11 protein-coding genes are annotated in these 14,272 nt (G+C 44.8%); 9 read left to right on the top strand and 2 right to left on the bottom strand.

The annotated features are described in order from the left end of the window. Positions 1-14 precede the first annotated feature (14 nt). Positions 15-1,031: a LacI family DNA-binding transcriptional regulator gene (locus ACXACN_RS13715; protein WP_474965180.1), complete on the bottom strand. Its 1,017-nt coding sequence runs from the start codon at positions 1,029-1,031 to the stop codon at positions 15-17. Positions 1,032-1,205: 174 nt separating this feature from the next. Then, positions 1,206-1,697, bottom strand: a complete 492-nt coding sequence (locus tag ACXACN_RS13710) for a GNAT family N-acetyltransferase (protein ID WP_474965179.1) — start codon at positions 1,695-1,697, stop codon at positions 1,206-1,208. A gap of 177 nt (positions 1,698-1,874) precedes the next feature. Here ACXACN_RS13710 and ACXACN_RS13705 point away from each other — a divergent pair, with 177 nt between their 5' ends. The 9 genes from ACXACN_RS13705 (at position 1,875) to ACXACN_RS13665 (ending at position 14,234) form a co-directional block, all read left to right on the top strand. After that, positions 1,875-3,182, top strand: coding sequence for a lysine N(6)-hydroxylase/L-ornithine N(5)-oxygenase family protein (locus ACXACN_RS13705; protein WP_474965177.1), 1,308 nt, complete (start codon positions 1,875-1,877; stop codon positions 3,180-3,182). A gap of 1,041 nt (positions 3,183-4,223) precedes the next feature. Continuing rightward, positions 4,224-5,261: an N-acetyl-gamma-glutamyl-phosphate reductase gene (gene argC / locus ACXACN_RS13700; RefSeq protein ID WP_474965176.1), complete on the top strand. Its 1,038-nt coding sequence runs from the start codon at positions 4,224-4,226 to the stop codon at positions 5,259-5,261. Between the two features lie 20 nt (positions 5,262-5,281). Further along, the gene (gene argJ, locus ACXACN_RS13695) at positions 5,282-6,508 is read left to right on the top strand and encodes a bifunctional ornithine acetyltransferase/N-acetylglutamate synthase (RefSeq protein WP_474965175.1); all 1,227 of its coding nucleotides are present in this window, start codon (positions 5,282-5,284) and stop codon (positions 6,506-6,508) included. Further along, complete coding sequence (gene argB, locus ACXACN_RS13690) at positions 6,471-7,280, top strand: acetylglutamate kinase (RefSeq protein ID WP_474965173.1); 810 nt, start codon at positions 6,471-6,473, stop codon at positions 7,278-7,280. The genes argJ and argB overlap by 38 nt, the downstream gene beginning before the upstream one ends. Next, positions 7,277-8,437, top strand: a complete 1,161-nt coding sequence (locus ACXACN_RS13685) for an acetylornithine transaminase (RefSeq protein WP_474965172.1) — start codon at positions 7,277-7,279, stop codon at positions 8,435-8,437. The genes argB and ACXACN_RS13685 overlap by 4 nt, the downstream gene beginning before the upstream one ends. 111 nt (positions 8,438-8,548) lie before the next feature. Next, positions 8,549-9,613 carry a carbamoyl phosphate synthase small subunit gene (locus ACXACN_RS13680; RefSeq protein WP_474965170.1) on the top strand — a complete coding sequence of 355 codons (1,065 nt, stop codon included), beginning with the start codon at positions 8,549-8,551 and terminating at the stop codon, positions 9,611-9,613. After that, a complete protein-coding gene (locus ACXACN_RS13675; protein WP_474965168.1) occupies positions 9,603-12,605 on the top strand; it encodes a carbamoyl phosphate synthase large subunit in 3,003 nt (1,000 codons plus the stop codon). The genes ACXACN_RS13680 and ACXACN_RS13675 overlap by 11 nt, the downstream gene beginning before the upstream one ends. Further along, positions 12,605-13,561, top strand: a complete 957-nt coding sequence (gene argF, locus ACXACN_RS13670) for an ornithine carbamoyltransferase (protein WP_474965166.1) — start codon at positions 12,605-12,607, stop codon at positions 13,559-13,561. Before ACXACN_RS13675 ends, argF begins: the two co-directional genes overlap by 1 nt. A gap of 187 nt (positions 13,562-13,748) precedes the next feature. Further along, the gene (locus tag ACXACN_RS13665; protein ID WP_474965164.1) at positions 13,749-14,234 is read left to right on the top strand and encodes a GyrI-like domain-containing protein; all 486 of its coding nucleotides are present in this window, start codon (positions 13,749-13,751) and stop codon (positions 14,232-14,234) included. Positions 14,235-14,272: the final 38 nt, after the last annotated feature.

Genomic DNA, 14,272 nt, shown 5'->3' with positions numbered 1-14,272 from the left:
TTTTAAGAAAGGATTTATTCCACAGCGCGCAACGAGTGACCTGACGTTGATTCACGTACAATCAATCTTAGAGGGAACTCATAGCGCTCTTTTTGTGGCTTTTCATTGGTAGTGATTTTTTCGACGATCACTTTAACGGCTTGTTTAGCCATTTGTTCAATCGGTTGTTCGACCGTTGAAATTTTCGGGTCCATGATTCTGGAAATGACCTGATTATCAAATCCAATGACGGCTAACTCATCAGGAACTTTCCACCCATGGTCTTTGGCACTTGTAATTATTCCTGCAGCGACTTCATCGCTCCCTGTAAAAACTGCCGTCGGGGGCTTTTCCAAGGCTTGTATCCTCTCAAACACGTTCATTCCATCTTTTATAGAGTAGGCATCATAAAAACTATAGCGATCATCAAAGAATAGACCATGCTCTTCTAAAGCTTGATCAAAACCCTTTCTCCTGTGACTCGCGACCATACTTTTGTGCCCGCCAGAACAGTAAGCGATTCGTTTATGCCCTTGATTGATCAGATGCTTGGTTGCAATGTAGGCTCCATATACTTGGTCAAGCTTGATGATCGGAATTTTTGCTGATTCTTCGAATTCATTGCACATAATTAAAGGGCCGTAATGTAAGTAATCAGCGATGGTCTCCCATTCATTCTCATAAGATGTCAGGATGATGCCGTCCACTTGTTTTGTCTTCAGCAACTCCAAGTGTCCGACTTCTGTTTCAGGTGAATACATCGTCTGGCAGATCAAGAGTTGAAATCCCTGCTTGGAAGCTTCTACTTCTATGGATTCAACAAGTTGTCCGAAAAAGGGGTTCATCAACCTCGGTACGATGACTGCAATGATTTTCGTTTTCTTATTTCTTAGGCTGCGGGCAGAGGAGTTAGGAACATAACCCAGGGTGTTCATAGCGTGATAGACTTTTTCTTTCTTGGATGGAGAAACGTGAGGATAATGGTTGATCACTCTGGATACAGTAGATTTGGAAAGGCCAGCGAGCTTCGCTACATCATCTATGGTTACCACTACCAAACCTCCTTGTTGTTTTATTTTTTGAAACCGATTTCAAAAAAGGGGAGAATAACATGAATGAATAGCAAACTAAGGAGTAGTTTCTTTGAAAACGTTTTCAAAACTTGTTTAAAGTATATGGCATGTATAGGCAAATGACAATACTAATTTCGAAAAATTCTATACAATTTATGTCGAATGATGTAGTTCTTTTGTGTCAGCTTTATCTAGAGACTTGCGTAAATAAATCATATCCATTCCTCTGATGCCATTTTCATAAAAAGGATCCGAGTACTGAAGAAAGAAGTCATGGTGAATGTCATGGAACCGAAAACCAGCTTTTTGATAAAAAGCTAAGTTCTCAATACTGGAATTCGATGTTCCGACGAGCATGTCCATGTACCCTTTCTTTTGGTATAGGGTACACGCCTCATTGATCACCTGTTTCCCAAACCCTTTTCCCCGATAGGCTTCCTTGATGGCGACATTTTTGATTTCGACCGTGCGCTCTCCAGGGAAAATGAACAAACAGACGCCAATATGTACATCGTCAATGTAGATGGTATAGAAAGAACCGTCATCGATATAGCCTTCGATGATGGCTTCAGATTCGTCGGCAAGCAGAAGATCTGCCATAAAACGGCGGCGGTCATTTGTTTCTACTAAATGAATACGGCTCATATGATTCTGCTCCTTCCTGTTCGGCTATTATCGTAAGGATGTGGTTATGATAACATAGGGTTGGAACATCCTTTTCAGAAATCAGGGATTTTTCTGAAAAGGATTCATCTTTATTACGGGAATAGAAAACCACTTCTCTAAACATTTGGGGAATGTAACATAAAGGAGTCGTCGATGATGGAACAACGAGAAAAGATTTACGATTTGATCGGAGTAGGAGTAGGGCCATTTAATTTAAGTCTGGCTGCTTTGTTGGATGAATTGGATGAAGTCGAACCATTATTCTTTGAACAAAAGGAAGCTTTCGACTGGCATCCGGGGATGTTGATCGAAGGGACAAAGATGCAAGTCCCTTTTATCGCTGATTTGGTGACAATGGCAGATCCGACGAACAAGTACAGCTTTCTGAATTACATTAGTAAAAATGAACGGATGTATCAGTTCTATTTTTTGCAGCGGCTCGACATCCCGAGAAGAGAATACAACGATTACTGCCAATGGGTCGCAGAACAGTTGGATAGTTGTCAATTCGGAAGAAGAGTTACGAATATAAGCCACTATGATGATAACGAACAACTTTTCATGGTCGAAGTGACCAATGTGGATAGTGGGGAGGTAAACGTTTATCGTACGAAGAATTTGGTAATGGGGACAGGAAGTGTACCGGTCATGCCGCGCTCGTTCCAAAATGCTTCTTCAGAGAATGTTTTCCATACAGCAGATTACCTTCCGAATCAGGACCGCTGCCGTAAAGCGGAATCGATTACAGTTGTCGGATCTGGTCAAAGTGCTGCCGAAACCTTCCGTGAACTGCTGAAAGAACAACGCGACTGTGGGTATCGACTCGATTGGATTACACGTTCTCCAAGCTTTGAATCCATGGAAGAGTCGAAACTGAGCCTTGAACACTTTTCACCGGATTATGTGAATTATTTTTACCAGCTTCCACAAAAGCAAAAAGATGAAATCTTCGCTAATCAAGGATTGTACTATAAAGGAATTAGTAATCATACGATCAATGACATCTACAACCTCCTTTACGAGTATTCAGTCGGACGAGAAGAGCTGAATGTCGGACTGCAGGTCCTTAGTGAAGTGAAGGATGTCCGTCCAAAGGCAGAAGGTGGCTATGAACTTGAATGTTACCACTATCAGAAAAAGGAAACCTTCACTCATCAAACGGATCTTGTCATTGCAGCCACAGGTTACAAGCCTCTTGTACCGGACTTTGTTCACCATTTGGAAGATTTTCTTGAATGGGATGAAGAAGGAAGATACAAAGTGACGGAAGATTACCGACTTGTCACAACGGAAGAGACGCCGAATGAAATTTATGTTCACAGCGGGATTTCCCATACACACGGAGTCGGGTCCACCAACCTTGGGCTGTCCATCCACCGAAATAAAGTCATTATCAACCATCTTTTAGGACGTGAAGTTTTCCCAATGAACGAAAAAACCATTTTCCAATCCTTCGACATCTAACCACCCCCCCCAGCCACCCAAGGCTGGGGTTTTTTCATGATTTCATGAAGAATATGGCAGGATTGTGGAAGACTTGATTTCGAGACTTTTGTTGAGTGGATGGGGGCTGCGGGGAATGACTCGCTTTCCGCGGGAGCGCGGTGAGCCTCCTCGGACTGCGTCCTGTGGGGTCTCACCAAGCACTTTTTTCCTCTTAGATATCCGGTTCCGGCGCCAAGCGGCTAGTGAGACTTCCCTCGCTTCTGTACGATAAGTCAACATCGAATCACTTCGTTCTTCGTGTTTCCTTTATCTCCGCCAGCTCAGTCCAGTCCATACGCCGCTGATCGAGGCGCCTGCACACTTAAAATAGGAGTCTCGCCATTCCCCTCCACCCCTTTGCCGTAGAAGTGTCTCGAAATCACATCTGGAACAATCAGCATGTATGATTGAATAAAGAGGAGAATATTAACCTCTCCAGGGGTCGGTTGTTCAGGACGTAAAAGATCAATACATAGCGTTTCATGCTTGCGTAGGACGGAAGAGTGTCCTTTACTCCATTGGTGTTGAAAGCATAACGGGCTCTATACCATCCTCCTTATTCAGAATAGTATCCATGGAAGTTAACATCCTTTACTCCTTGTGGGTAAAGCAGCTTATCCCATAAGTAGTTTCGAGATCCTCTTATGGTCAAGGGGTGGAGCGAACTGTTTCCCGGAGCCCCTAAACGCATAACAAAAGTCTCGAAACTAAGTCTTCCACTATCGGGAGCTTTAGTGATAAGGAGGCTGTTGATAATGTGTATAAAATTGTGCATATGTGAATAAATCCATAGATTGGAAAAGAGAAAGGTCACTTATCCACATGTGTATAAATGGTAGTTCATTTCATTTTCTCAAAATCCGATTTCGTCAGGGAATGTTGAGATTATGCAGTGTATACATTAAGAATCTGTAAAACTGACAAATTGTGATGGGAATCTATTGACATCTGGTTCTTAAGGGTTAATAATATTGTAAATATACAGATGAAATAATAAATATACATAGAGGTGGATAAAGAGTGAAAGCAGGGATTGTAGGTGCGACCGGGTACGGCGGTATAGAATTGCTCCGCTTATTAACCAATCATCCACAGGTTGAAGCGATAACCTTGTATTCATCTTCCCAGGCCGGGGAGAAATTTGAAGACATTTATCCTCAATTTCGTGGGGAAGAGTCTTATGAGTTACAAGATTTAGTACCAGAAAAGATGAAGACTGATCTGGACGTGATTTTCCTTGCGACTCCGTCTGGGGTTTCGAGCACACTGACACCTCAACTGAAAGGCGGCCACGCAAAGGTCATCGATCTTTCAGGAGATTTGAGGATCAAAGAACCTACGTCTTATGAACAGTGGTATAAAAAAGAAGCAGCTCCTGATGATACATTGAACAGCGCGGTCTATGGGTTGCCTGAATGGAATAAGGAACGAATCGAGCGGGCTGACATAATTGCCAATCCAGGCTGCTATCCGACGGCGACCTTGATCGGGTTAGGACCGGTAATCAAGGAAGGGTTGGTGAAACCTGACTCCATCGTGATTGATGCAAAATCAGGCGTGTCAGGTGCTGGGAAGAATCCAAATCCAATCACTCATTTTGCTCATGCACAGGAAAATTTTCAAATCTACAAAGTGAATCAACATCAGCACATTCCGGAAATTGAACAACAATTGTCCCTTTGGGACGAGCGGATAGAGCCGGTCACTTTTTCCACCCACCTTGTACCGATGACAAGGGGAATTATGGCGACCATCTATTTTCAATTAAAAGAAGAGATGAGTGAAGAGGATTTGCGGCAGAAGTTTAAGAACTACTATGAGCTGCAACCATTCGTCAGGGTCCGTGAAACGGGTGGATTTCCTTGCACGAAAGATGTGTACGGTTCTAATTTTTGTGACATCGGCCTTACCATAGATCCCCGGACGAAGCGGGTGACCATTGTAAGTGTTATTGACAATTTAATGAAAGGCGCTGCCAGTCAGGCGGTCCAAAATATGAATCTAGTATTTCAATATGATGAGAGAACAGGGCTTGCACCACTGCCTGTTTATCCTTAATGAAGAGAGGGAGAGATGGTTTGTTACAAGCGAAGAACACCCAAACAATCGAAAAGATAGCTGATGGTTCCATTCTTACGCCGAGAGGATACAAGGCAGGAGGAATTCACAGTGGATTAAGGTATCGAAAAAAGGACTTCGCTCTTCTTATGAGTGAGCGACCAGCTTCTGCAGCGGCTGTGTACACTCAAAGCCATTTCCAGGCCCCGCCTCTCAAAGTGACGCAGGAAAGCATTGCTGAGCAAGGGAAAATTCAAAGCGTTGTCATCAACAGTGCAGTCGCCAATGCATGCACAGGAGAAGAAGGTCTTGCCAATGCCTACGAGATGCGCCGCATGATTGCACAAAGGTTTGAGATTCCGGATGCATACGTCGCAGTTGCCTCTACAGGTGTAATTGGACAGCAGCTTCCGATGGAAAAGATTGCCCACGGCTGTGAGAATGTAGAGCCTTCAGCAGATGGATATAAAGATTTTCAGCAAGCGATTCTTACCACAGATACTTGTCAAAAGCATGCGTGTTATCAGGTGAAGGTGGAAGGAAAAACCGTCACCATCGGCGGAGCAGCTAAGGGATCGGGAATGATTCACCCGAATATGGCGACAATGCTTGGTTTTATCACTACGGACGCAACTATTGAATCCAGTGATTTACACCGCGCCTTAAGCCCTTCTATTGAAAATTCCTTCAACCAGATTACGGTTGATGGGGAGACATCGACCAATGACATGGTTCTGACGCTTGCGAATGGAGAAGTAGATCATGAACCATTGACGGAAGAACACCCGGACTGGGAGGCTTTTCAAAACGCTCTTCAGCTTGTTTGTGCCGATCTAGCCAAACAAATCGCCAAAGATGGAGAAGGGGCTACAAAGCTGATTGAGGTGGAGGTCACCGGTGCGCGGACGAACGAAGAAGCGCGAATCATCGGCAAAAAAGTGGTCGGTTCGAGCCTTGTGAAGACGGCTGTTTATGGTCTGGATGCCAACTGGGGTAGGATTGTCGGCGCGATTGGCCATAGTGATGCTGAAGTCGATCCAAATCAGTGTGATATTTATATTGAAGATCAACTGGTGTTTAGCAACGGGACGCCTTGTCCATTCTCTGAAGAACAAGCAACAGAGGACTTAGACAATGAAGAAGTAAAAATAACCATCCATCTACATGAAGGGGACGGGAAAGGTACAGCGTGGGGGTGTGACTTGACTTATGACTACATCAAAATCAACGCAAGTTACAGAACCTAAGCCTGTTATCGTCATCAAACTCGGTGGAAGCATGCTCGATCACCTGACGGATGACTTTTATAATAGTTTTCGAGACCTGGATGTACATTACCAAGTAATTATTGTCCATGGTGGAGGACCTGCAATTACAAAATGGATGGATCAACTGGACATCGAAGGTGAATTTCATGATGGGTTACGAAAAACGACACCAGAGACGCTCGAAATTGTAGAAATGGTCCTTGGGGGTTCTGTGAACGGTAAAATTACAGGCCACCTGATGGAAAAGGGTATGAAAGCCGTCGGAGTCAAGGGGTCTGAAGCCTCGTTGTTACAAGCGGACTATATGGATTTGGAGAACCTTGGTTTTGTAGGGAAGGTGAAAGAAGTAAATCCGGCTATTCTGGAGCATCTTCTCTCCCAGGGTTACCTTCCCGTCGTTGCACCCTTTGGGAAAACCGAGGATCATCAAACGGTTAATATTAACGCAGATGTAGCAGCTGGAGCTATCGCTATGGCTGTAGGAGCTGAAAAACTTCTATATGTCACGGATGTTCCGGGGATCCTTGTAGAAAACGAATTGATCGACTCTACGACTCCCGAGGATATCGATCGGATGATAGAGCAAGAGATCATTTATGGCGGAATGATTCCTAAGGTCCGTTCGGCAACGGACGCCTTATCTGAGCATTTACAAGAAGTAAGAATAGTAAGTGGAGAACAAGCGTTGATGGATGGTGATTCGTTGAATGGCACATCCATTAGAGCGAAAAGAAAGGAGCCGGTGGAGTGAGTTTATTTCCTACGTATAACCGCTTTCCTTTAACCATTGTATCTGGAAAGGGAACGACGGTGACTGATGATCAGGGGAAGGATTATTTAGACTTTGTTTCTGGGATTGCTGTTTGTAACCTCGGTCATCGCCCCCCTGAGGTTCAGGAAGCGCTGCAAGAACAGTTGAATCAGGTATGGCATGTGTCAAACCTGTACCACATTCCCGTTCAGGAAGAGGCGGCGGATCTGTTGTGTGAGGCGTCTGGACTACAGTATGCCTTCTTCTGTAATAGTGGGGCAGAAGCGAATGAGGCGGCTATTAAGCTGGCCCGTAAACATACAGGAAGAGAAAAGATCCTTACATTTAAACAATCGTTCCATGGGCGCACTTTTGCTACGATGAGTGCGACAGGGCAGGAGAAAATTCATGATGGGTTCGGTTCTCTGCTTCCGACTTTCGAATACTTCCCTTATAACGATGTACAAAAAATAGAGGAAGTTCATGACGGTCATGTGGCTGCAATCATGGTCGAAGTCATTCAGGGAGAAGGGGGAGTCGTACCGGGAACCGAAGAATTTCTAAAAACTGTTGAAGAAAAATGCCGGGAATTAGGTGCCCTTTTGATTATTGATGAAGTCCAAACGGGGATAGGACGTACAGGCAAAGCCTTCTCTTATCAACATCATGGCCTTGATCCGGACATCGTGACAGCTGCCAAAGGATTAGGGAGCGGATTCCCTGTAGGGGCTATGTTAGGCAAAGCCGAGTTGAAAGATTCCTTCACAGCTGGTTCTCACGGTTCTACATTCGGTGGGAATCCGCTAGCCTCAACAGCGGTAAAGGCTACGTTGAATAAAATCTTCCATTCTGATTTTCTCGAAGGAGTCACGGAAAAAGGGGAAGTATTCAAAGATAAGCTCGAAAATTCGTTGGCACGCTTTAACAGTGTAAAAGAAATACGCGGCAAAGGCTTGATGCTTGGAATCTCTATATCGGGTGAAGCGATTCAAATCGTTCACTCATTAAGGGAACAAGGACTCTTGGCTGTAGTTGCCGGTCCGAATGTATTAAGGCTGCTGCCTCCGCTGACTGTGAAATATGAAGAATTAGACCAAGCGGTGGCAATGATTACCGAAGTGGTCCAGCAGCACGAAGACAGTATGCAAAAAGCATAGAAAAGGTGTAGGCGGTGATGTTCACAATCGTGTTCAGCACCGTCTTTCCCAGAAGATAAATGTATAAAAATACGAGATATATAATAAATATTCATTTTATGGGGTGATGGAATGAAAGGATACTTATGTTTACAAGACGGAACGACATTCGAAGGGAATGCTTCCCAGTGCTTTGACCGGAACGTCCAGGGGGAAATTGTATTCTTTACCGGCATGACCGGATACCAGGAAGTTCTTACCGATCCCTCTTATAAAGGTCAAATTGTAGTATTTACGTACCCACTAATCGGAAATTACGGGGTTAATGATGAGGATGGTGAAAGCCAAGAGATACAAGTAAGTGGTGTGGTCATGTATCAATGTGCGGAGGCTCCTTCCCATTTTCAGTCCAGGAAGTCCCTGGGAACCTACTTGAATGAACAAAACATTCCATACATGACTGAGGTAGATACAAGAGAAGTAACCAAGGCAATCCGAGCAGAAGGAACGCAGCAAGCCGCCTTTTCTCTCGAGGGAAGTTATCAGTTTAATCCATCAAAAAGTAATCAGATCCAACAAGTGAGTGGTGAGAAGGTAGATACCTATGGAGAATCAGGGATGCATATAGCACTCATCGATTTCGGTTGGAAGAAGTCGATTTTGCACGCTCTGCTTGAAAGAGGGTTGCGGGTTTCTGTTCTCCCTTTCTCTAAAGTCAATCAGCTGGATGAGCTTCACCCAGATGCTATTGTTCTATCAAATGGACCAGGAAACCCGAAGGATACCAGGGAGGTTCTGCCACTCTTGAGAAAGGCTTTAGAGAAGTACCCGGCATTCGGCATTTGTATGGGACATCAAGTGATTGCCCTTGCTTATGGAGCGGATACGACGAAGCTGACATTCGGTCATCGTGGTGCGAATCATCCCGTCAAGGATGTGGTATCCGGAAAAGTGTTTTTATCTTCGCAGAATCATAACTATGTAGTTCAAGAAGACAGCCTGACTGGAACGCCTCTCGTCAAACGATTCTTCAACGTGAATGACGGTTCCATTGAAGGGTTGATGCATGATTCTAAACTGATTATGTCCGCACAATTTCATCCGGAGGCCCACCCAGGACCGAAAGATGCGGAATGGCTGTTTGATGATTTTATTAAACTAGTGAAGAACAAAGGGGTGAAGACACATGTCTCGTAAAGTACTAGTCATTGGATCAGGACCGATAATGATCGGGCAGGCCGCAGAATTTGATTACTCGGGGACACAAGGGTGTCTCGCACTGAAGGAAGAAGGTTGTGAGGTCGTCCTCGTCAACAATAATCCTGCAACCATCATGACAGACCATGATGTGGCTGACGTCGTTTATTGTGAACCATTGACGGTCGAAAGTCTAACGAAGATTATTGACCTGGAAAAACCGGATGCCCTCCTTGCTGGACTCGGAGGACAGACAGCCCTCAACCTTGCCGTTGAACTGGAGAGGGAAGGCGTTTTACAGGCATATAACCTGGAGTTGTTAGGGACCAGTGTCTATTCCATTCAAAAAGGGGAAGACAGAGAATTGTTCCGTGGGTTGATGCATGAATTATCCCAACCTGTCCCCGAAAGTGAAGTGATTACGACGGTTGAGCAGGCAAAAGCTTTTGCGGAGGAAGTCGGATTCCCGATTATCAGTCGACCTGCTTATACGCTTGGAGGACGTGGCGGTGGAATCGTTCACAGACCTGAGGAGCTGGAAGAGTTGATTGCAACGGGTTTGAAAGCGAGTCCGATCCATCAAGTCATTGTTGAAAAGAGTATCGCAGGTTTCAAGGAAATTGAATATGAAATCATGCGGGATCACAATGGAACGTGCATTTCTGTTTGTAACATGGAAAACTTCGATCCTGTGGGTGTTCACACGGGAGACTCGATTGTTGTTGCTCCTTCTCAGACATTGTCGGATAACGATTACCAGATGCTTCGGACAGCAGCATTCAAAATTGTTTCTGAACTCGATGTCATCGGAGGATGTAATGTCCAGTTCGCGCTTGATACAGAAAGTCGTCAATACTACGTCATCGAGATTAATCCGCGTGTCAGTCGTTCGTCAGCCTTGGCTTCAAAAGCCACAGGGTATCCGATTGCAAAAATGGCAACAAAGGTAGCCCTCGGCTATGCGCTGGACCAGCTTGAAAATCCACTCACCGGTCATACGTACGCAAGCTTTGAACCAGCCCTTGATTATGTCGTCGTCAAATTCCCGCGCTGGCCGTTCGATAAATTTTCAGAAGCGGACCGCAAGCTTGGGACGAAGATGCGGGCAACAGGGGAGGTCATGGCGATTGACCGCACGTTGGAAGGGGCTTTTCAAAAAGCTGTCCAGTCCCTGGATACAAAAATACCTGACATTCAAAACCCGTGGGAACATCTGGAGAAACCGACAGACTTACGTTACTTCGCTATCCTCCACCTTCTAAGAAATGGAGAAAGTCTGGAGTTCATTCACGAGAATACGAAAATTGACCGCTTCTTTTTACATGTACTGAAAAATCTTGTTGATTTAGAAAAGGGTCTGCAACAGGAAGGTTTGGATGAAGCGCTTTTGAAGCAAGCGAAAATATGTGGGTTTTCAGATGGGGAGATTGCCCACAATGCTGGATTATCTGAAAAAGATGTGCAGAAAAGGAGAGAAGAATTTGGGATTCTCCGTCACTTCAAATTGGTCGATACGTGTGCAGCAGAATTCGAAGCAGCAACAAACTATGTGTATAGTACCTTTGCTGGTGTAAATGAAATTTCCCCACTGCCCGGAAAGAAAAAAGCGTTGATTCTAGGATCCGGACCCATTCGGATCGGCCAGGGGGTTGAATTTGATTATAGTGCGGTCAAGGCGATTCAGAGCCTGCAGAAACAAGGATGGACGACTATCATGGTAAACAACAACCCAGAAACCGTCAGTACTGATTATGAAACAGCAGATCGCCTTTACTTTGAACCGATTCAAAAAGAAATTATAACTTCCATCGTTGAACATGAAGGCATCGACCTTGTATTCACTTCATTCGGCGGCCAGACCGCCATCAACTTAGCAGGCGAATTAGAGGCGGACGGGATCCCGCTTGCCGGAGTTGGTACAGACGTTTTGGATGCCCTTGAGGATAGAGACAAATTTTATCTGGCTTTAAACGAATTGAATATCCCTTATGTTTCGGGGGCGACTTGTCATACCAAAGATGAAGCCCTGCAAGCAGCGGAAGATTACTCTTTTCCGATTCTTTGCCGCCCGTCTTATGTTATCGGTGGGCAGGGGATGGTCATCGTCAAAGATATGGCCGAATTGGAGCAGTCGCTTCAGGAAACGGATGATCGTCACTTTCCGATTGTTCTCGATACGTTTATGCAGGGGATAGAAGTAGAAGTGGACCTTGTTGCCGACGGACAACACATTTACCTTCCTGAGGTGATTGAACATATAGAACCAGGTGGTGTTCATTCCGGAGACAGCATGGCCCTTTTCCCATCGAAGCTTGGGGATGAAGTGAAGGAGACCATCGAGTCCTACTCTCGTAAAATCGTACGCCATTTTAATTACAAAGGGATTATGAACATCCAGTTTCTACTAAGCGGAGAAAAAGTATATGTGCTGGAAGTGAACCCGAGAGCGAGTCGTACGGTACCGATTGTGAGTAAGGTGGCGAACATTCCTCTTGTTGATTTAGCGGTTCGTGTTCTGGCATCCGGTGAAATCGATTTGTTGTCTATTCCGAAACCTGTATTTCAAAAAACAGCCGTGAAGTACCCTGTCTTCTCCTCTTATGCTTTAACGGAGCTTGACCATAAGCTTGGTCCGAATATGAAATCAACAGGGGAGGGCATGTGTCTAGGGGAGTCCACAAATGAAGCCTTGCGAAAAGTATTCTCCCATTTACCGAATGTGCATGATGTAAAAGATTCCTGCTTCGTCGAAGGGGATGCAGTTTATTCTTCTACGAATTTTGAGGAGTGGCTTCAGCTTGATGAAGCTTCCATATACGTAAATGATGGATCCGGTTCACAGGCAAGTGAACGCCGAATCAAGGCTGTGAAGAATGGAATGACCGTTTTTAGTGAGAAAGCCACGTTCGACGCCTATATTCAATCGTTGACTTGCAGAGATTATCACCCTGCCCCACTTCCGGGGAATACACGTGAAGGAGTGCGATCGTAATGAATTTGATTGAACAAATGTATTCGACAGATGGTTCCATGCATGGGAAGGACGTATTGACTTGGCTTGACTATAACCAATCAGAAGTCTCCCAATTGTTAGCTCAGGCTCAACATTTGAAAGAGAACCCTTATTCGCAATCTTTAAAAGGGAAAAACCTGGCGATGATCTTTGAAAAGTCATCCACACGAACCCGCGTTTCTTTTGAAGTTGGTATGGTGCAAATGGGAGGGCATGCCCTTTATTTAAACACAAAAGACATTCAGGTGGGCCGTGGCGAAACAATTGCCGATACGGCTCGCGTGCTCTCGGGGTACGTAGACGCAATCATGTTCAGAACGTCCTCACATGAACGATTGAAGGAACTTGCTGAAAACGCCTCTGTTCCTGTCATCAATGGTCTATGCGACATCTATCATCCATGTCAGGCACTTGCCGATATTTTTACCATATTAGAATTGAAAGGGCGTTTGAGCGGAGTAAAGGTCGTTTATATCGGTGACGGAAACAACGTAGCTCATTCGCTGATGATTTTATCAGCTATGATGGGCATGGAAATGGTCGTTTCAGCACCGGATGGATATCAGCCGGATCCTCGGATTACAGAAAAATCAAAAGAGATTGCCAAACGCTATGGCGGATCGGTCGAACTGGTAGTAGATCCAGAAAAAGCTGTGCAGCATGCGGACGTCATTTATACAGATGTTTGGACAAGTATGGGGCAGGAAGAAGAGAGTGAGAAACGCCTGTTGGATTTTAAGGGTTATCAGGTGAATGAGGCGTTAGTAAGCGCGGCCAAATCCGATGTCTCTTTCTTGCATTGCCTTCCTGCCCATCGTGGGGAAGAAGTGACGGCAAGCGTCATTGACGGGAGTCATTCCGCGGTCTTTCAGCAAGCTGAAAATCGAATGCATGTCCAAAAAGCCATTTTACAAGCGGTCGTCGGGTGGAAGTGAATTTATGAGCATAATTCAACCCGAACAAACAATAGGATATAGGAATAGGACCTCATAAATAAAATCATTTAAAAAGATGGTCGAAAGGCTACGAATTTCATCGAACACACAACTTTTACAAGGAAATCTAGGATCGATGTGGAAGTAGTTAGAGAGAATATTCAAAACCAAAAGGAGTGGCCATGCAATGAGTAAGCAATTGACAACCGCTGTGGAACCCCAGGTTGTTCGTAGGTCCAATATCAAGGTCGTTGGTGTCTCTTGTCAAACCATGATGGATGAACGAGAAATTAAGATTCCAAGGTTGATGGAGCAGTTCCATACGACAAATTTGCCGAAAGTAAGAAATAGAGTCAACGCGCCACGTTCCATTGGAATGTTCGTTGATCCGCCTAATTGGAATGAAATGACCGATGCTTTTTATTGGATTGCTGCTGTAGAGGTCGATAGCTTCGAGAAAGTTCCGCCAAACATGATCACAAAGACCATCCCTGCTCATACGTATGCCATGCTTGAATATGATCCTTCTGTTCATGACTTTAATCCTTACGCTTATCTGCATACGTGGATAAAGGACGAAGGGTATCAACAAGTAGAAGGGTTCGGCTTCGAAGAATACCGTCCTTACACAGGTGCTGAAACGAGTTACCGCTTATTCCTCCCAATAAAATAATGAAGAAAAAGCAAGGATACACTGTAGCGTGTCTCCTT

The sequence above is a fragment of the Halobacillus sp. AWM4_238 genome, assembly GCF_056158265.1.
Note: the sequence above shows the minus strand (reverse complement) of the source record. Positions and strands in the feature narration are given on the sequence as shown.